The following is a 19,080-nucleotide window of genomic DNA, read 5'->3' on the forward strand; positions in this document are numbered from 1 at the left end:
GGTGGACGATTACCAGCAGACGATACGCACGCTGTCCGATCGCATTGTGCTGGCGCAGACGCCGATCCGCGTGCTCGATGCGGTGAAGTGGGACGAGAACATCCGCAAGGGCTTTCTCAAGGCCAAAGGCAAGGAAATGCCGGCGGTGGATCGCGACTACTATCTCAATCGGCCGCTGTCCTTCGATTCGAGCAAGGTCAAACTGGAATTCCAGAACATCGAGCGCGACATCACCCGCCAGCTCGGCCAGTTCAACCCGGTCGGGCAGATCATGCGGCGCATGTGCAAGGAATACCGCATGGTGGTGCGCATGCTCGAAGCGCGCGGCACCGAGGATTTCGGCCTGATCTCCCAGGAACTCTACGGCGCCGCCTCCGATGCGTTCCACGCCGGCGACCCGACCCTGGCCGACCTCGGCCTGATGATGTCCGACTACCTGAACAACATTGATGGCCGTGGCGACCTGAAGGACGAACCGAAGATCCTCACCGCCAAGGATGCCGTGCATCTGCTGCAAACCCGGTTGAACAAGGTGTTTGGCGAGGCCGAGGAAACCATCCGCGTGTTCGAGTCCGACGGCATCGTCGCCGACGCGGCGGCAGGCGCCGACTACATCAAGATCCGCACTGACGCGCTGTTCAACGACCGCGACGTGCGTGCACTGGAAGTCCACGAAGGTCTGGTGCACGTCGGCACCACGCTCAATGGCTTGAACCAGCCGATCTGCACCTTCCTGTCCAAAGGCCCACCGTCGTCGACGGTGACCCAGGAAGGCCTGGCGATCTTGATGGAAATCATCACCTTCGCCTCCTACCCGAGTCGCCTGCGCAAACTGACCAACCGCACCCGCGCCATTCACATGGTCGAGGAGGGCGCGGACTTTTTGCAGGTGTTCGAGTTCTTCCGCGAGCAGGGCTTTGAAATGGCCGAAAGCTACGGCAACGCCAGCCGGGTGTTCCGTGGTTCGACCCCGACCGGTCTGCCATTCACCAAAGACTTGTCCTACCTCAAGGGCTTTATCATGGTTTACAACTACATTCAGTTGGCCGTGCGTAAAGGCAAGCTTGAGCAAGTGCCGCTGCTGTTCTGCGGCAAGACCACGCTGGAGGACATGCGTACCCTGCGTCAGTTGGTCGATGAAGGTCTGGTGGTGCCGCCGAAATATTTGCCGGAACAGTTCCGCGACATGAACGCGCTGTCGGCGTGGATGTGCTTCTCCAACTTCCTTAATCACTTGAGCCTGGACCGGATCGAGGCGGATTACTCCAATATCCTCTGACCACATACAAACCCTGTGGGAGCTGGCTTGCCAGCGATTGCATTCTGTCAGTCAATATTGATGTTGGCTGACCCACCGCTATCGCTGGCAAGCCAGCTCCCACAGGGTTATTTGTTGACACAATTATTGTTTTCAACCCGAATTCTGCGAGGTTTCACCGGATGAGAATCCTCGGCATCCTTTGCCTGCTCCTAACCCTCAGTGGTTGCAGTTCGTTGTTGTTCTACCCCGAGCCGGGCCAGATCTTCACCCCGGAAAAAGCCAAGCTCGAATACCGCACCGTCACACTGGTCACGGCGGATGGCTTGAAGTTGAACGCCTGGTGGCTACCGGCCAAACCTGGCGTCGAAGTCAAAGGCACAGTCCTGCACCTGCACGGCAACGGCGGCAACCTGCCGATGCACCTCGGCGGCAGTTGGTGGTTGCCGAAAAATGGTTATCAGGTGCTGCTGGTGGACTATCGCGGGTATGGCTTGTCCGAGGGCAAGCCGAGCCTGCCGGCGATCTATCAGGACATCGACGCCGCGTTCGCCTGGCTCGACAAGGCGCCAGAGGTCAAAGGCAAACCGCTGATCCTCCTCGGCCAGAGCCTCGGCGGCTCGATGGCCGTGCATTGGCTGGTGCAGCACCCGGAGCGGCAGAAGCAACTCAAGGCCTTCGTGCTCGACGGTGTGCCCGCCAGTTATCGCAGCGTCGGCCAGTACGCCCTCAGCACTTCATGGCTGACCTGGCCGTTTCAGGTGCCGCTGTCGTGGCTGGTGCCGGATAGCGACAGCGCGATCAACTCGATGCCGCAGCTCAACGGGGTGCCGAAACTGATCTTTCACAGCATCGATGACCCGCTGGTGCCAATGGCCAACGCCATCCGCCTGTATCAGGCTGCACCGCCACCGCGCGTGCTACAGCTGACCCGCGGCGGCCACGTGCAGACCTTCGGCGACCCTGTCTGGCGCCAGGTAATGCTGCGCTATCTGGAAGATCCCGAACATTTCAACGGCCTGCGCCGCCTCGGCGAGATCCCGAATTATCCGCAAGCTCCGAATTCTGAAGATGAGAGTCCGCAATGACTGAAGAACGTAACGCCATCCCGCTGATCATCACCGGTATCTGCAGCATCCTCGGCACCGTCGGGGCGCTGTGGTACTACGGTTACCTGCACTTCGCCAAACCCGAGGATGCGCTGCTGCTCAACGAATTCACCATGCTCAAGACCGTGCCGGGCGAAGACTACAAAGTCTCACTGGACCCGGCGCCGCAAGTGGCGCAGTGCATCGATGGCGTGCTGGTGCTGTTCGACACCGAGCAGAAAGGCCTGACCGGGGTGCTGATCAATGCGCAGAAAAAAGCCGTGCGCTGCATGGGCCAGGAAACCCCACAAAAACTCGAACCATAACCCGATAAAAACTGTGGGAGCGGGCTTGCTCGCGAAAGCGGTGTGTCAGTCACTCTATATTCCGACTGATCCAGCGCTTTCGCGAGCAAGCCCGCTCCCACAAGGGGGGAATGTGTAAGGCCAAAAAAAGCCCCGCCTGATCACTCAGGCGGGGCTTTTGCGTTAGCGCGTGTTGCTTAGTTCGAGCTGACCGCCGAACGTGGCATCACTGGCTGGTTGTCGTTGGAAATGGTCACTTCCACACGACGGTTCATCGCACGACCCGAGACACTGCTGTTATCTGCAACCGGGTATTCCTTGCCATAACCCTGAACCACGATGCGCGAAGGATCTACGCCCATCTTGATCAGAGCGACTTGTACCGAGGTGGCACGACGCTCGGACAGCGACTGGTTGTACGAAGCCGCGCCGGTGCTGTCGGTGTAACCCTCGACGATCACTTTGCGATCAGGGTTTTCCTGAAGGAATTGTGCCAGTTTGTTGATGTTCACCAGACCGCTGGATTTCAGGTCAGCCTTGTTGGTGGCGAACAGCACGTCACCGAAGGTCACCAGGGTACCGCGATCGGTCTGCTTGGCGTTCAGGCTCTGCTGCAGTTGTTTGATCTGCTGATCACGAGCGTCCAGACGTGCTTGGGCACGTTGCGCGGCAGCGTTTTTCAGGTTGTTTTCAGCGGTGCGCAGGGCGATGGTCTGCTTGGCCACTTCCACGCGCTGGTTGGTCAGGTAGGCCAGTTGGTCAACCTTGGCTGCGTCTTGCTTGTCCAGATAAGCCTTGTCGGCCTTGTCCAGGTAATCGCTGGCGTCCTTGGTTTCCAGGGCAGCGACTTTGCTTGCCTGTGGGTTGGCCTGCAGGCCGGCGTAGTTGGTGCGCGCCTGTTCCAGGTTCGGGTTAGGCGGAGTGGAGCAGGCAGCCAGGGCAACGCTTGCGGCCAGAAGAGCGGGGATCATCAGTTGCTTACGCATAATTTGTCGTCCTTTCTATCGATAAAAGTTTCAGCTTTGCGATTCGGGATGCGCGCTTACTGCACGGTGCGCTGACTTTCCTGACGCAGTTCCTGAACACCTTTCTGGGAATCCTTCACAGCCTGTTCGGCCTTGGCAGCCTGAGCCTTGCGTTCTGCTACGCGAGCGTCCCATTCGGCTTGCTCGGCGAGGGTGCGAGCCTGTTCATACTTCTTGTCGTGCATGGCAATTTCGGCTTGCTTGAGCTTGTCCTGAGCCTGCTTCATTTCCACTGCAGCGAACTCGGTACCACCGGCGCTGACGGCGCTGTTGACGGCCGATTGAGTCACGGCGTACTGCTCGGTCGGCGGGTTACCGGCGCAACCGGCCAGAACGAAGCTGGTACCGATAGCCAGAGCAGCCAGTTTCAGACCGCGCAGGTGGGAGAACGAGGTTTGGGTCTTCATGGTCTTCAACTCCATTGTTTAACTCCTGATAAAACCGAAAATCCATCCTGGTCGAGGAGCCGCAAGCGTCGTGTAAAAGCGCGTTTTTGAAACGCTCGTTCCAGGCGTGGTTACAGCTTCCGACCGGAGGCGTTTTTCAAAAGTTCAGAAAAGATGGCCTATCGCCAAATTTTTTTTTGACCAGATGGACAAGGCTCTAAACCGGGAACTTTGGAGGCGGGGAGAGGTACGCGCGGGGTAAAAAGTGTGGGATTTTTGAAGTTCAATACAGTCAATGTGGGAGCGAGCCTGCTCGCGAAAGCAGTCTGTCAGGCACTGTAGAGGTGACTGTTCTGACGCTATCGCGAGCAGGCTCGCTCCCACAGTTTGATGGGGTTGTGTCAGTGCTTTTGCTTGCCGGCAGCGGCGGATAAATCCTGCAGATGCCGGCGAGAAAGCGCCAGAAACCGCGGTGTCGGCCCGACATCTTCATACAGCGGATCACCTTCCTCATCAGTCGCCACCACCGTCGAACCTTTCACATACGGCAGGCTCGCCTCGAATTCTTCGAGCGCGGCGCCGATCAGTTCGCCGAGCAGTTCTTCCGGGTGGCGTTTGGGGTACATCTCGGCAATCGCCGCCAGTCGCGCGGCGGCCTCGACGTCCAGATGAATCGTGTAGCCGGTGTCGGTCAGGCGACCCTTGGCGTTTTCTTCCCAATGCTGGGCGAGTTCACGAATTTTCATGATGACCTCATTTCGCGCCTGCTCGTGGCAGGCCTGGGTGAGTGTCCGGCGGGGCCGGCGGCAAGCCGTTGTACGGCTTACTGTTGAGACTAGCTTCAAGCCACAAGGTTTAAAGTCCCTTCGTCGTCTGCTTGTAAGAAGCGCCGTAGAGCGGCACTCTCTGGGCAAAGCATTCGTTTCTGCGCCGTCCCGATTAACGCTGGAGAACTGCTGATGACCGATATTGATGCACGCTTGCGCGAGGACGTTCACCTGTTGGGTGAGCTGTTGGGCAATACCATCCGCGACCAGTACGGCGAGGAATTTCTCGACAAGATCGAGCAGATCCGCAAGGGCGCCAAGGCCGACCGCCGTGGCTCGATGGACGCCGAACTCAGCGCCAGCCTCAATCAGTTGAGCGAAGACGAACTGCTGCCGGTGGCGCGGGCGTTCAACCAGTTCCTCAACCTGGCGAACATCGCCGAGCAGTATCAATTGATTCATCGTCGCGAAGAGTCGCAGCCGGCGCCGTTCGAATCCCGCGTGCTCCCGGAACTGCTCGCCCGCCTGCGCAACGAAGGCCACAGCGCCGAATCGCTGGCGCGACAACTGGCGCGACTGGAAATCGAACTGGTGCTGACCGCCCACCCGACCGAGGTGGCGCGGCGCACCTTGATTCAGAAGTACGACGCGATCGCTGCGCAACTGGCCGCCCAGGATCATCGCGATCTGACCAGCGCCGAGCGCGAACAGATCCAGAACACCCTGCAGCGGCTCATCGCCGAAGCCTGGCACACTGAAGAAATCCGCCGCACTCGGCCGACCCCGGTCGACGAAGCGAAATGGGGATTTGCGGTGATCGAGCATTCGCTGTGGCAGGCGATCCCCAACCATATGCGCAAGGCCGACAAGGCGCTGTATGAAGCGACGGGCCTGCGCTTGCCACTGGAGGCGGCGCCGATTCGCTTTGCCTCGTGGATGGGTGGCGACCGTGACGGCAACCCGAATGTCACGGCCGCAGTGACCCGCGAAGTGCTGTTGCTGGCGCGCTGGATGGCTGCCGACCTGTATCTGCGCGATGTCGATCACCTGGCGGCCGAGCTGTCGATGCAGCAGGCCAGCGATGCGCTCAAGGCCAAGGCCGGCGACAGCGCCGAACCTTACCGGGCGGTGCTCAAGCAATTGCGCGAACGCCTGCGCGCCACGCGCAACTGGGCGCACGCCTCGCTGAGCGCAACAACGCCAGCGCCAGCCGACGTGTTGCACAACAACCGCGATCTGCTCGATCCGCTGGAGCTGTGCTTCAACTCGCTGCACGAGTGCGGCATGGGCGTGATCGCCGACGGGCCGTTGCTCGATTGTCTGCGCCGGGCGGTAACCTTCGGCCTGTTCCTGGTACGCCTCGATGTGCGTCAGGATTCGACGCGGCATAGCTCGGCGATGACCGAAATCACCGACTACCTCGGCCTCGGTCGCTACGAAGACTGGGACGAAGAGCAGCGCATCAGCTTTCTCACCCGCGAATTGAGCAATCGTCGGCCACTGCTGCCGGCGCATTTCAAACCGTCCGCCGACACCGCTGAGGTGCTCAATACCTGCAAGGAGATCGCGGCGGCACCGGGTGCTTCGCTGGGTTCCTACGTGATCTCGATGGCGGGCGCCGCCTCCGACGTGCTGGCGGTGCAACTGCTGCTGAAAGAGTCCGGCGTGCTGCGGCCGATGCGCGTGGTGCCGCTGTTCGAAACCCTCGCCGACCTCGACAACGCCGGGCCGGTGATGGAGCGTCTGTTGCTGCTGCCGGGCTACCGCGCGAGGCTGCAAGGCCCGCAGGAAGTGATGATCGGTTATTCCGACTCGGCCAAGGACGCCGGCACCACCGCTGCGGCCTGGGCGCAATATCGGGCGCAGGAGCGGCTGGTGGAGATCTGCCGCGAGCAGCAAGTCGAACTGCTGTTGTTCCACGGTCGCGGTGGCACCGTGGGCCGTGGCGGCGGTCCGGCGCACGCGGCGATCCTGTCGCAGCCGCCGGGGTCGGTGGCGGGGCGTTTTCGCACCACCGAGCAGGGCGAAATGATTCGATTCAAATTCGGCCTGCCGGACATCGCCGAACAGAACCTCAATCTGTATCTGGCCGCGGTGCTGGAAGCGACGTTGTTGCCACCACCGCCGCCAACGCCCGAATGGCGACACCTGATGGATGAACTGGCCGCCGATGGCGTCGCCGCGTACCGCGCCGTGGTGCGGGAGAATCCGCAGTTCGTCGAGTATTTCCGCCAATCGACGCCAGAGCAGGAACTGGGGCGCTTGCCCCTTGGCAGCCGTCCCGCCAAGCGCCGTGCCGGCGGCATCGAGAGCCTGCGGGCGATTCCGTGGATCTTCGGCTGGACGCAAACGCGGCTGATGCTGCCGGCGTGGCTCGGCTGGGAAACTGCGCTGAGCAAGGCGCTGGAGCGCGGCGAAGGCGAACTGCTCGGGCAGATGCGCGAACAGTGGCCGTTCTTCCGCACCCGTATCGACATGCTGGAAATGGTCCTGGCCAAGGCCGACGCTGACGTCGCGCTGTCGTACGATGAGCGGCTGGTCGAGCCGGACTTGCTGCCGTTGGGCGCACAGTTACGCGACCTATTGTCGCAGGCGTGTGCGGTGGTGCTTGGTCTGACCGGACAGTCGCAGCTGCTGGCACATAGCCCAGACACCCTGGAATTCATCCGTCTGCGCAACACCTATCTTGATCCGCTACATCTATTGCAGGCCGAGCTGTTGGCCCGATCACGGCAGCAAAATGTCGAGCAGGGCAGCCCGGTGGAGCAGGCGCTGCTGGTGTCTGTGGCGGGGATTGCCGCCGGGTTGCGCAATACCGGCTAAGGTTTTTGCGGTGGCATCAGGCACCCGGTGCACAGGCCGGGTGCCACTTTGTACACAGAGAGAAAGTGCGGTCAGGCGACAGTTAGTGATGGGGTTGCGACTTGGGTTACCGCGTCGCAAGGTCGCGGCGGGCGCCGGTTTCTCCGACTTTTGGCGTCTTGTGTGGGCGCAGCCTGCTGTGTATCTTGATCAGCCTTTGGCCGTTTGTGCGGCCACGACCCGTTTTTTTGAGATTGGCCCAAAGAGGCGAATCCCGTTGTTTTCTATATAAAAAATTGAGGAGCACATCGATGCGCGTCATTCTGCTGGGAGCTCCCGGGGCCGGTAAAGGTACTCAGGCTAAGTTCATCACCGAGAAATTCGGCATTCCGCAAATCTCCACCGGCGACATGCTGCGTGCAGCGGTCAAGGCTGGCACTCCGCTGGGCGTTCAAGCCAAGAGCATCATGGATGCGGGCGGCCTGGTGTCGGATGACCTGATCATCGCGCTGGTGCAGGATCGCATCGCTCAACCAGACTGCGCCAACGGCTTTCTGTTCGACGGTTTCCCGCGCACCATTCCACAGGCCGAAGCGCTGGTAACTGCCGGTGTCGAGCTGGACGCCGTGGTTGAAATCGCGGTTGAAGACGAAGAAATCGTTCAGCGTATCGCCGGACGTCGCGTTCACGAGGCCAGTGGCCGCGTTTACCACATCGTCTACAACCCGCCGAAAGTGGCTGGCAAAGACGACGTTACCGGCGACGATCTGGTGCAGCGCAAGGACGACACCGAAGAAACCGTGCGTCATCGCCTGTCGGTCTACCATTCGCAGACCAAGCCGCTGGTGGACTTCTACCAGAAGCTTTCCGCTGCCAACGGTAAGCCGAAGTACAGCCATATTCCGGGCGTAGGTTCGGTTGAAGCGATCACCGCCAAGGTGCTCGAAGCGCTGAGCTGAAAAAGCTGATCGGCTGCATCATCCACGGCCCGCTTGCGGGCCGTAGTTGTTTATACTGACGCACTTTTTCCCCCACCTGTTTTGGATACATCGATGAGCACCTTGCTGGCCCTGGACACCGCGACCGAAGCTTGCTCCGTTGCCTTGCTGCATGACGGCAAGGTCACGAGCCATTACGAGGTGATCCCGCGTCTGCACGCGCAGAAGCTGCTGCCGATGATCCAGCAACTGCTGGCCGATGCCGGCACCACGCTGCAAGCGGTGGACGCGATCGCGTTCGGTCGCGGGCCGGGTGCGTTTACCGGTGTGCGGATTGCCATCGGCGTGGTGCAGGGGCTGGCGTTCGCGCTGGATCGTCCGGTGCTGCCGGTGTCCAACCTCGCCGTCCTGGCGCAACGTGCATATCGCGAACACGGCGTGAGCCAGGTCGCGGCGGCTATCGATGCGCGGATGGATGAAGTGTATTGGGGCTGCTACCGCGAAACGGCTGGCGAGATGCGTCTGGTCGGCGTCGAGGCGGTACTGCCGCCGGAAGTCGCGGCGCTGCCGGGCGATGCCAGCGGTGAGTGGTTCGGTGCAGGTACCGGTTGGGGCTATGGCGAGCGGATCGCGGTCAACCTCACCGGCTCCGATGCCGGCATGCTGCCTCACGCCGAAGACCTGCTGACCCTGGCGCGGTTTGCCTGGGAACGCGGCGAGTCGATCCCTGCCGATGATGCGCAACCGGTTTACCTGCGCGACAAAGTCGCCACCCCCAAGGCTCGCTGATTCACCACAAAACCTGTGGGAGCGGGCTTGCTCGCGAAGAGGCCATGTCAGTCTCTATCCAGGTGCCTGACACACCGCTTTCGCGAGCAAGCCCGCTCCCACAGATCCGGTGTTCAATTAAAGTCACTGCCAATCGTCAGTTTCCAACCCCGCGCTTTAAACCTTTTGCGCTTTATGTGTTCTAGTTATCACTCGGCAATTTGCTAAGTCGGTCAAGTGCCGCTAAATTGCCATCATCGATACCGAGCATGAAATTATGCGTATAGACGGCCTCTCCTCTCAGTCCTACCCCATCAAGCGCAAGCCTCGCAAAGGCAATGTGGCGCTGGATGAATCCGTCGACGATATCGACGGCGAGCTGGAATTCCCGACTGAAGAGCAACTGGCCGCCCGCGCTGCCAAAGCCTCCGCACAACGCCTGGCCAATCTGCCCGCCCGTCAGCAAGACATGATTTATCACCGCGCCATGAGCAAAAGCGTAGCGATGGCCTTGGCCAGCTACCTGAGCACCGCCGGTTTTGTCGATTGGGATGCGGATGTGCTGGGTCTCGACCTGTACATCTGATGGATCTGCCTTACTACCTCGGTTGTCCGTCCTGGAGTGAAAACGCCTGGCGCGAGTATCTGTACCCCGAAGACGCCAAGACCGCCGATTTCCTCAGCCTCTACTCCCAAGTGTTCAATGCAGTCGAAGGCAACACGACCTTCTACGCCAGCCCCTCGCCGGCCACCGTGCAGCGTTGGGCCGAGACCATGCCCGAACACTTTCGCTTCACCGCCAAGTTTCCCGGCGACATCAGCCACAGCGGTGATCTGCGCGATCAACTGACCGCCGCCGAAACCTTCGTAAACCTCCTCAGCCCGCTCGGCGAACGTGTTTCGCCGCTGTGGCTGCAACTGTCGAAAAGCTTCACCCCGCATCGACTGCCGGAGCTGACCGCGTTCATCGACGCACTGGACCGGCCACTGGCGGTGGAAGTGCGCCACGAACAGTTCTTCGCCAAGGGCGAGAGCGAACGCCTGCTCAATCGCTTGCTGCTCGACCGTGGCGTAGAACGCATCTGCCTCGATCCACGGGCGCTGTTCAGTTGCCTGTCGACCGAGTCTTCGGTGATCCACGCGCAATCGAAAAAGCCGCGGGTGCCAACGCGTCCGGCGGCGTTTACCCAGTTCCCGCAGGTGCGCTTTATCGGCCACCCGGAGCTGGAAGCGAATGATCCGTTCCTGGTGCCGTGGGTGGCTAAAATCGCCGAGTGGATCGAAGAGGGCCGCACGCCGTACATCTTCCTGCACACCGCCGACAACGTCATGGCGGCGAAGCTGGCGCAACGTTTTCACGCACAATTGATGCAACGTTTGCCTGGCCTGCCATCCCTGCCTGAGCTATACAGAGAACCCGCCGCCGAGCAACTCGGCTTGCTCTGAAGGCGGATTTTTCCCCTGCCCAGGAGCCTGCCGATGGACGCCCACGCCCTTCAAGAACAAACCCGCAAAGCCCAGGCCTTCAAGGCCCTGCATGAAGGTGCGGGGATTTTCGTGATTCCCAACCCGTGGGATGCCGGCTCGGCGAAGATGCTCGCCAGTCTGGGCTATCAGGCGTTGGCGACCACCAGCGCCGGTTACGCGTTTTCCCAGGGCAAGGCTGACGGCGCCCTGAGTCTCGATGACACTTTGGCCAACGTCCGGGCGATTGTCGCGGCCACGGATTTGCCGGTAGCGGTGGATCTGGAAAACGGTTTCGCCGATGACCCCGCCGAATGCGCGAAAAGCCTGTTGCGTGCCGCCGAGGCCGGCGCGGTCGGTGGTTCGATCGAGGACGCCACGGGCCGTGCCGATGCGCCGATCTACTGCTTCGAACACGCCGTAGCACGCATCGAAGCCGCCGTCGCTGCGGTGCGCACGCTGCCATTTCCCTTCATCTTGACCGCCCGCGCGGAAAACTATCTGCACGGCAATCCCGATCTCAACGACACCATTCGCCGCCTGCAAGCCTTTGCCGAGGCGGGCGCCGACGTGCTGTATGCGCCGGGTTTGCGTAGCGCCGAAGAGGTGTTGGCGGTGGTGCGCGCGGTGGCGCCAAAACCGGTCAACGTGCTCATGTCCGGCGGTTTGAAACTGACCGTACAGGAGTTGGAAGAAATGGGCGTGCGCAGGATCAGCACCGGCTCGGCGCTGGCCTTGGCAGCGTTCGGCGAGTTCTTCCGCGCGGCTGAAGAGATCCAGCAGCGCGGGACGTTCGGCTTTACGTCGCAGTCGATGCCGTACGCCAAGGCCAATCAGTTTTTCAAAGGCTGAGCATGGGTCGCTGGATCGCGCTGTCGTTGCTGCTGATCATCGCGGGTGCCGTGCTCAGCGTCTGGCGCGGCTGGCTCGACGTCCCGGCCGAGTGGAACCCGTGGGCGCCGCTGGACGTGAAGGCCGCGCCGAACTGGTTGACCGGTTTCAAGCTGATGCGCCTGCGCGGCAATCCCGAATTATGCTCACAAGTCCTGAGCAACTCGGGTCTGCGCGTCACCGCGCAAGCCGACAGTCCCGATGCCAAGTGCCCGCTGATCGGCACCGTGCGCGTGCAGGGCGGCGAGGTGGCGCTGAGCAGCAGCTTCCTCGCCAGTTGCCCGCTGGCGGTGGCTTACGAGCTATTTGAACGGCATACCCTGCAACCCGCCGCGCAATCTGTTTACGGGCAGAGGGTGGCGCGGCTTGATCACCTCGGCAGCTTTGCCTGTCGCAATGTCTATAACCGCGAGAGCGGGGCGCTTAGCCGGCATGCCAGTGCCGATGCGCTGGACATCGCCGGTTTTCGTCTGGCGGACGGGCGCAGCATTAGCGTGCTCAAGGACTGGCCGAAACAGAATCAGGACGCGCGGTTTCTGCGGCAGGTGCGCGATGGCGCCTGTGAGGCGTTCAGTGTGGTGTTGAGTCCGGATTACAACGCCGCCCACCGCAATCACTTTCATGTCGATGTCGGGCGCTGGAGCGTGTGTCGCTGAGGGATCAGGCGGCGAGGCGCAGGTTCTGCAGGACGATCGGGCGCGCCCAACCGTTATCGAAGTCCAAAGCCTTCTGCTGCTCGACGATTTCTTCCGGCGGGAACGGTGGATAAGGTTTTTGCAGCAGGTCGAGGTCGAATTCGGCAATCGGCAGGTACAGCGGCTTCTTCTGTGGCGCCGGGCCAGGCTCGGGAAGCGGCTGACCATTGTTGATCACGATTGGACGGACCCAGCTGCTGTCGAAGTCCTGCTGCTCTTGCTGAGCCTTGAGTTCTTCTGGCGGGAACGGTGGGAACGGCTTGTCCAGCAGATCGGTTTCGAACTCGGCGATCGGCAGGAACAGCGGCTCTGGCGGACGCACTTCGGTCTCGACCACGTCGCACTGACGCTGCTCGACGATGTGCGCGTGCAGCTCGCTGCCCAGGGTCGGTTCTTCCGGGCTGTTCAGGTCAACCGGTGGAAAGGTGCCACAGGCCGGCACCACATCACTCGTCTGTTCGGCCATCGCCTGGGCAAAGAAATCCTGCCACAGGTGACTGACGCCGCCCAATGCTTGAGTGTTATGACGGCTGAAGTCGCCCTTGGGCGAAATGTAGCCAATCGATGTGGGAAGAATGCCTGACATTTTTTTCGGTTGACGCTCAGCTCTGGCAAAATGCGCGTTGATTGGTTTATCGGCCACTTTTTGCCGATCCTTAACTTTTTTGAGCGTGTTTTCATGATTGAGCAACCCGCGGCCTGCCGCATCCATGTCCAGGCCCTCGGCCCGACGTTTGAAGCGCAAGCCGAGCAGTGGGCCGAGCGTCTGGGCCTGCCGCTGCAGGTGGACGGCGGCGAGTTCGCCTTGCAGGTCGGCGAGCAGGGTTTGCAGCTGCAGCAGCTCGGCCCGGATGCACCAGGGCCGGTGCGGGTGGACTTTGTCGAGGGTGGCGCGGCGCACCGGCGTCTGTACGGTGGCGGCAGCGGGCAGATGATCGCCAAGGCGGTCGGCATTGCTCAAGGCGTGCGCCCACGGGTGCTGGACGCCACAGCGGGGTTGGGCAAGGATGCGTTCGTGCTGGCCAGTCTGGGCTGCGAGATGAGCCTGATCGAGCGTCAGCCGTTGATCGGCGCGTTGCTGGAGGATGGTCTGGCGCGGGCGGCGGAAGATTTCGATGTGGCGCCGATTGTCGCGCGGATGAAGCTGCTCAAGGGCAACTCGATCGAGGTCATGCGCAACTGGGAGGGCGAGCCACCGCAGGTGATCTACCTCGACCCGATGTTCCCGCACCGCGAGAAAACCGCGCTGGTGAAGAAGGAAATGCGCCTGTTCCGGCCACTGGTCGGGGATGATCCGGATGCGCCGGCATTGCTCGAAGCGGCGCTGGCGTTGGCGACGCACCGGGTGGTGGTCAAGCGCCCGCGCAAGGCGCCGTGCATCGAGGGGCCGAAGCCGAGCCATGCGCTGGATGGCAAGTCGAGCCGGTATGACATCTACCCGAAGAAAGCACTCAAACCCTGAGACCGCGTCGCCGCCTTCGCGAGCAGGCTCGCTCCCACATTGGAATGCATTTCAAATGTGGGAGCGAGCCTGCTCGCGAAGGGGGTAGACCAATCACCAGGTCTCTAGGGTCTGTAAGCCCGCATGAACAACCCCACTACCTCCTGCACATGACTCTCTGAGGCCTCTTCGCTCAGCGGCTCACCGCAGCAATACAGCAAACGAAAATTCCCTGCGCCCTTGATCAGGCAGAAGAAATGCTCGGCCGCATTACGCGGCAGGTCGATGCTCAGCGCGCCGGTCTCGTCGATGCGTTTCAGCAACCGCTCCATGCCTTGCACCATGCGCTCGGGGCCGGCCTCGAAGAAAATCTGTGACAGTTTCGGATCCTGCGTGCCCAGCGCCATCATCAAGCGATGCAGATTCACCGACTCGTCGCTGTTGATCAGTTGATGAAAGCCTCGAGCAATGTTCAGCAACACATTTTCCACGGGGATTCCGGCGGGCAATTCGAAGAACAGCGGCGGTAACTGCTCCTCGCATTTGGCCATCACCGCGGAGGAGAACAGCGTCTCCTTGTCGTTGAAGTGGCTGTAAACCGTCAGTTTCGACACGCCAGCCTCGGCGGCGACCGCGTCCATGCTGGTGTTGGCGTAGCCGTGACTCAGAAACAGGGTTTTCGCCGCGTCGAGGATCGCCCGGCGCTTGGCCGGATCCTTCGGACGGCCCGGGCCGTTTGGAGCTGCAAGATTGTTCGACATTCTTCGCTTTTAATACTGGACTGGTGAGTTTGCTATTAATACCATACCGGCCAGTATAAATATTCCAAGCACCATTAGCGAAAGGTCCGTCACCATGTTCCGCCATGCGTTGTCGTTTGCCGTGCCAGTCAGCCTGGCTGTTTTATTGTCCGCATGCGGTCAGGAAGAGGCGACGCAAGTCAGCATTCGACCGGCCATGGTGGTGCAGCCAGAGCCTTCAGCGCAGGCGATGGAAAGTTATCCGGGCGAGGTGCGCGCCCGTTACGAACCGGATCTGGCGTTCCGCATTGGCGGCAAAGTCAGCCGACGACTGGTCGAAGAAGGTCAGCGCGTGAAGGCCGATCAGCCACTGGCCGAGCTCGATCCGCAGGATGTGCGCCTGCAACTGGAAGCCACCCGCGCACAGGTCGCTGCCGCTGAAGCCAATCTGAATCTGGTACGCGCCGAGCGTGACCGCTACAAAACCTTGATGGAGCGGCAGATGGTTAGTCGTTCGGCCTACGACAACGCGGAAAACCTCTATCGTTCCGGCGAAGCGCGTCTTAAGCAGATCAAGGCCGAATTCAACGTCTCGACCAACCAGGCCAGTTACGCCGTGTTGCGCGCGCCGCAGGACGGCGTGGTGGCCAAGCGTGCGGTGGAAGTCGGGCAGGTAGTCGCCGCCGGGCAAACCGTGTTCACCCTCGCCACCGATGGCGAGCGCGAAGTGTCGATCAGCCTGCCGGAACAGAGCTTCGGACGGTTCAAGGTCGGCCAGCCAGTGACCGTTGAACTGTGGACCCAGCAGAACCAGCGCTTCGCCGGGCAGATTCGTGAACTGTCTCCGGCAGCCGACCCGAAATCCCGCACCTTCGCTGCGCGCATCTCGTTCACCAGCGGCAAAGTCCCGGCTGAGCTCGGGCAGAGTGCCCGGGTGTTCGTGCAATCGGCAGAAAGCGTGCCGCTGTCGGTGCCGCTCTCGGCGCTGACAGCGGAAAATGGCGCGACCTACGTCTGGGTCGTCAACGCCAACAACACCTTGAAAAAGACCCCGGTGCGCATCGGCCCGTTCGGCGAGAAAAGCGTGCCGGTGCTCGAAGGCCTGAATGCCAGCGACTGGGTAGTCGCCGCCGGGGTTCACGTATTGCTCGAAGGTCAGCAGGTGCGGCCTGTGGATCGCTCCAACCGTGTGGTCAATCTGGCGGACAAGGAGTAAGTCCCGATGCGCTTCAACCTTTCTGAATGGGCGCTGCGTAATCGCCAGATCGTACTGTTCCTGATGCTTTTGCTGGCCATCGTCGGCGCCTTGTCCTACACCAAGCTCGGCCAGAGCGAAGACCCGCCGTTCACCTTCAAGGCCATGGTCATTCAGACCCGCTGGCCGGGGGCGACCGCGCAGGAAGTCTCGCGTCAGGTCACTGAACGCATCGAAAAGAAATTGATGGAAACCGGCGAGTACGAACGCATCGTGTCGTTCTCCCGCCCGGGTGAGTCGCAGGTCACGTTTATTGCCCGCGATTCGATGCATTCCAAGGAAATTCCCGACCTCTGGTACCAGGTGCGCAAGAAGGTCAGTGACATTCGTCAGACCTTGCCGCCGGATATTCAGGGACCGTTCTTCAACGATGAATTCGGCACCACGTTCGGCAACATCTATGCGCTGACCGGCGACGGTTTCGATTACGCGGTGCTCAAGGATTACGCCGATCGCATCCAGATTCAGCTGCAACGAGTCAAAGATGTCGGCAAGGTCGATCTGCTCGGTTTGCAGGACGAGAAGATTTGGGTCGAGTTGTCCAACGTCAAACTCGCCACCCTTGGCTTGCCACTGGCGGCCGTGCAGCAAGCGCTGCAAGAGCAGAACGCGGTGTCCACCGCCGGGTTCTTTGAAACCGGCAGCGAGCGCGTGCAACTGCGGGTCTCGGGGAATTTTCAGACGGTCGAGGAGATCAAGAACTTCCCGATCCGTGTCGGTGACCGGACGTTCCGCATCTCCGATGTCGCCGATGTGCATCGCGGTTTCAACGATCCACCGGCGCCGCGCATGCGCTTCATGGGTGAAGATGCCATTGGCCTCGCAGTAGCGATGAAGGACGGCGGCGACATTCTGGTGCTGGGCAAAGCGCTGGAAGGCGAGTTCTCGCGCCTGCAGAAAAACCTTCCGGCCGGCATGCAATTGCGCAAGGTGTCCGACCAACCGGCGGCAGTGAAAACCGGGGTCGGCGAGTTCGTCCAGGTGCTGGTCGAGGCACTCGCGATCGTGTTGCTGGTGAGCTTCTTCTCCCTCGGCGTGCGCACCGGCATGGTGGTTGCGCTGACCATTCCGCTGGTGCTGGCGATGACCTTCGCCTGCATGTATTACCTCGGCATCGGTCTGCACAAGATCTCGCTCGGCGCGCTGGTGCTGGCGCTGGGCTTGCTGGTGGACGACGCGATCATCGCCGTGGAAATGATGGCGATCAAAATGGAACAGGGCTTCGACCGGATCAAGGCTGCGAGCTACGCCTGGACCAGCACCGCGTTCCCGATGCTCACCGGTACGCTGATCACCGCCGCGGGTTTTCTACCGATCGCCACCGCGCAGTCCGGCACCGGCGAATACACCCGTTCGATCTTTCAGGTAGTGACCATCGCCTTGCTCGCCTCATGGGTGGCAGCGGTGATGTTCGTGCCGTATCTGGGGGAAAAACTCCTGCCGGATCTGGCAAAGATTCATGCGGCCAAACACGGCACGACTGACGGGCAAGCCGACCCGTATGGCACGCCGTTTTATCAACGGGTTCGACGTCTGGTGGAGTGGTGCGTGGCGCATCGAAAAACCGTGATTGTGCTGACAGTGGGGCTGTTTATTGCGTCGGTGATGCTGTTCCGTTTCGTCCCGCAGCAGTTCTTCCCGGCCTCCAACCGACTGGAATTGATGGTCGATCTGAAGCTGGCTGAAGGTGCGTCGCTGGCCAACACCACGGCGGAGGTCAAACGCCTGGAAGCGATGCTCAAGGATCACGCCGGCATCGATAACTACGTAGCGTATGTCGGCACCGGCTCGCCGCGTTTCTACCTGCCGCTGGATCAACAACTGCCGGCGGCGAGCTTCGCCCAGTTTGTGGTGTTGGCGAAAAACATCGAGGAGCGCGAGACCCTGCGCACTTGGTTGATCGAGACCCTTAACGAGCAATTCCCGACCCTGCGTTCGCGGGTCACGCGTCTGGAAAACGGCCCGCCTGTTGGCTATCCGGTGCAATTCCGCGTCACCGGTGAACACATCGAGGAAGTCCGTGCGCTGGCGCGCAAAGTGGCAGCCAAGGTGCGCGAAAACCCGCATGTGGTCAACGTGCACCTGGATTGGGAAGAGCCGAGCAAAGTGGTGTACCTGAACATCGATCAGGATCGTGCGCGGGCGCTCGGTGTGAGCACGGCCAATCTGGCGAAATTCCTCCAGAGTTCGCTGACCGGCTCGAGTGTCAGCCAGTACCGCGAGGACAACGAGTTGATCGAGATTCTGCTGCGCGGCACGGTGCATGAGCGCACCGAGTTGACGTTGCTGCCGAGTCTGGCGGTGCCGACCGATAACGGTCGCAGTGTGGCGCTGTCGCAGATTGCCACGCTGGAGTACGGGTTTGAGGAAGGGATCATCTGGCACCGTAATCGTCTGCCGACCGTGACAGTGCGTGCCGACATTTACGGCAAGGAGCAGCCGGCGACGCTGGTCAAGCAGATCGAGCCGACGCTGGATCCGATCCGTGCCGAATTGCCTGACGGGTATCTGCTGGATGTTGGCGGCACGGTGGAGGATTCGGAGCGTGGGCAGAAGTCGGTGAATGCCGGGGTGCCGATGTTCATTGTGGTGGTGCTGACGTTGCTGATGGTGCAATTGCGCAGTTTCTCGCGCACGGCGATGGTGTTTCTGACGGCGCCGCTGGGGTTGATCGGGGTGGTGTTGTTTCTGATGGTGTTCCGCCAGCCGTTCGGGTTTGTGGCGATGCTGGGGACGATCGCGCTGTCGGGGATGATCATGCGCAACTCGGTGATTCTGGTGGATCAGATCGAGCAGGATATTGCCTCTGGTCTCAAGCCTTGGCAGGCGATTATCGAGGCGACGGTGCGGCGGTTTCGGCCGATTGTGTTGACGGCTTTGGCGGCGGTGCTGGCGATGATTCCTTTGTCGCGCAGTGTGTTTTTCGGGCCGATGGCGGTGGCGATCATGGGGGGGTTGATTGTGGCTACGGCTTTGACGCTTTTGTTTTTGCCTGCTTTGTATGCGGCCTGGTTCCGGGTGCGTCGGGAGGGGTGAGGCTTTTGGACTTGGCGGCCTTTGGGCCGACCAGGTTCTGGGTGTTCTTTGTGAATATCCGTTTCTTCGGGGGTTGCGGCTGGCGGTTTCGCCCTTACGGCGACTCCCTTTGGCAAACGCCCCAAAGGAAGCAAAGGTCTTGGCCCCGGCGTACGGCCCTCGCTTAGGCTCGGGTTCCTTCGTTGCGGGGTTCATCCGGGGGCATCGCCTCCGGTTTGCTT

18 protein-coding genes are annotated in these 19,080 nt (G+C 61.1%); 13 read left to right on the forward strand and 5 right to left on the reverse strand.

Annotation, left to right across the window (positions count from 1 at the left end):
• The first annotated feature begins 1 nt into the window (after window position 1).
• The 3 genes from QRN61_RS24930 (at window position 2) to QRN61_RS24940 (ending at window position 2,672) form a co-directional block, all read left to right on the forward strand.
• On the forward strand, window positions 2–1,279 hold the full coding sequence (locus tag QRN61_RS24930; protein WP_003222055.1) for a flavohemoglobin expression-modulating QEGLA motif protein: 1,278 nt from the start codon (window positions 2–4) through the stop codon (window positions 1,277–1,279).
• A gap of 161 nt (window positions 1,280–1,440) precedes the next feature.
• The gene (locus tag QRN61_RS24935; protein ID WP_103368435.1) at window positions 1,441–2,346 is read left to right on the forward strand and encodes an alpha/beta hydrolase; all 906 of its coding nucleotides are present in this window, start codon (window positions 1,441–1,443) and stop codon (window positions 2,344–2,346) included.
• Window positions 2,343–2,672: a PA3694 family proteiin gene (locus tag QRN61_RS24940; protein ID WP_007964217.1), complete on the forward strand. Its 330-nt coding sequence runs from the start codon at window positions 2,343–2,345 to the stop codon at window positions 2,670–2,672. Before QRN61_RS24935 ends, QRN61_RS24940 begins: the two co-directional genes overlap by 4 nt.
• Before the next feature lie 176 nt (window positions 2,673–2,848).
• Here the strand turns inward: QRN61_RS24940 and lptF are convergent, their stop codons facing one another.
• The 3 genes from lptF to QRN61_RS24955 all read right to left on the reverse strand — a co-directional run bounded on the left by lptF (window position 2,849) and on the right by QRN61_RS24955 (window position 4,808).
• The gene (gene lptF, locus QRN61_RS24945; protein ID WP_007964218.1) at window positions 2,849–3,637 is read right to left on the reverse strand and encodes a lipotoxin F family OmpA-related lipoprotein LptF; all 789 of its coding nucleotides are present in this window, start codon (window positions 3,635–3,637) and stop codon (window positions 2,849–2,851) included.
• A gap of 56 nt (window positions 3,638–3,693) precedes the next feature.
• Window positions 3,694–4,098 carry a DUF4398 domain-containing protein gene (locus QRN61_RS24950; RefSeq protein ID WP_007964219.1) on the reverse strand — a complete coding sequence of 135 codons (405 nt, stop codon included), beginning with the start codon at window positions 4,096–4,098 and terminating at the stop codon, window positions 3,694–3,696.
• A gap of 365 nt (window positions 4,099–4,463) precedes the next feature.
• Window positions 4,464–4,808: a hypothetical protein gene (locus QRN61_RS24955; protein WP_003222064.1), complete on the reverse strand. Its 345-nt coding sequence runs from the start codon at window positions 4,806–4,808 to the stop codon at window positions 4,464–4,466.
• A 213-nt stretch (window positions 4,809–5,021) separates the two neighbouring features.
• On the opposite strand from QRN61_RS24955, the gene ppc reads away from it, so the two are divergent.
• From ppc to QRN61_RS24990, 7 genes are all read left to right on the forward strand, one after another.
• Window positions 5,022–7,652 (forward strand): phosphoenolpyruvate carboxylase, encoded by a 2,631-nt coding sequence (gene ppc / locus QRN61_RS24960; protein ID WP_285375976.1) that lies wholly within the window; start codon window positions 5,022–5,024, stop codon window positions 7,650–7,652.
• 290 nt (window positions 7,653–7,942) lie between these two features.
• Window positions 7,943–8,590 (forward strand): adenylate kinase, encoded by a 648-nt coding sequence (gene adk, locus QRN61_RS24965; RefSeq protein WP_003222067.1) that lies wholly within the window; start codon window positions 7,943–7,945, stop codon window positions 8,588–8,590.
• A gap of 93 nt (window positions 8,591–8,683) precedes the next feature.
• Complete coding sequence (gene tsaB / locus QRN61_RS24970; RefSeq protein ID WP_103368433.1) at window positions 8,684–9,358, forward strand: tRNA (adenosine(37)-N6)-threonylcarbamoyltransferase complex dimerization subunit type 1 TsaB; 675 nt, start codon at window positions 8,684–8,686, stop codon at window positions 9,356–9,358.
• A gap of 256 nt (window positions 9,359–9,614) precedes the next feature.
• Entirely contained in the window at window positions 9,615–9,923 is a 309-nt protein-coding gene (locus QRN61_RS24975) for a hypothetical protein (protein ID WP_003222071.1), read from the forward strand.
• The gene (locus QRN61_RS24980) at window positions 9,923–10,783 is read left to right on the forward strand and encodes a DUF72 domain-containing protein (protein ID WP_204894983.1); all 861 of its coding nucleotides are present in this window, start codon (window positions 9,923–9,925) and stop codon (window positions 10,781–10,783) included. The genes QRN61_RS24975 and QRN61_RS24980 overlap by 1 nt, the downstream gene beginning before the upstream one ends.
• Window positions 10,784–10,816: 33 nt before the next feature.
• Window positions 10,817–11,653 (forward strand): isocitrate lyase/PEP mutase family protein, encoded by an 837-nt coding sequence (locus QRN61_RS24985; RefSeq protein ID WP_134785530.1) that lies wholly within the window; start codon window positions 10,817–10,819, stop codon window positions 11,651–11,653.
• A 2-nt stretch (window positions 11,654–11,655) separates the two neighbouring features.
• Entirely contained in the window at window positions 11,656–12,348 is a 693-nt protein-coding gene (locus QRN61_RS24990) for an extensin-like domain-containing protein (RefSeq protein ID WP_285375981.1), read from the forward strand.
• Between the two features lie 4 nt (window positions 12,349–12,352).
• Here the strand turns inward: QRN61_RS24990 and QRN61_RS24995 are convergent, their stop codons facing one another.
• Window positions 12,353–12,973: an energy transducer TonB gene (locus tag QRN61_RS24995; protein ID WP_086792244.1), complete on the reverse strand. Its 621-nt coding sequence runs from the start codon at window positions 12,971–12,973 to the stop codon at window positions 12,353–12,355.
• Between the two features lie 93 nt (window positions 12,974–13,066).
• Here QRN61_RS24995 and QRN61_RS25000 point away from each other — a divergent pair, with 93 nt between their 5' ends.
• A complete protein-coding gene (locus QRN61_RS25000; protein WP_103368429.1) occupies window positions 13,067–13,849 on the forward strand; it encodes a class I SAM-dependent methyltransferase in 783 nt (260 codons plus the stop codon).
• 104 nt (window positions 13,850–13,953) lie between these two features.
• Here the strand turns inward: QRN61_RS25000 and QRN61_RS25005 are convergent, their stop codons facing one another.
• Window positions 13,954–14,589, reverse strand: coding sequence for a TetR/AcrR family transcriptional regulator (locus QRN61_RS25005; RefSeq protein WP_103368428.1), 636 nt, complete (start codon window positions 14,587–14,589; stop codon window positions 13,954–13,956).
• A gap of 94 nt (window positions 14,590–14,683) precedes the next feature.
• Here QRN61_RS25005 and QRN61_RS25010 point away from each other — a divergent pair, with 94 nt between their 5' ends.
• A complete protein-coding gene (locus QRN61_RS25010) occupies window positions 14,684–15,784 on the forward strand; it encodes an efflux RND transporter periplasmic adaptor subunit (protein ID WP_285375982.1) in 1,101 nt (366 codons plus the stop codon).
• Between the two features lie 6 nt (window positions 15,785–15,790).
• Window positions 15,791–18,859 carry an efflux RND transporter permease subunit gene (locus QRN61_RS25015; RefSeq protein ID WP_139055365.1) on the forward strand — a complete coding sequence of 1,023 codons (3,069 nt, stop codon included), beginning with the start codon at window positions 15,791–15,793 and terminating at the stop codon, window positions 18,857–18,859.
• Window positions 18,860–19,080: the final 221 nt, after the last annotated feature.

Source organism: Pseudomonas sp. lyk4-TYG-107 (assembly GCF_030209055.1).
Lineage (GTDB): Bacteria > Pseudomonadota > Gammaproteobacteria > Pseudomonadales > Pseudomonadaceae > Aquipseudomonas > Aquipseudomonas putida_A.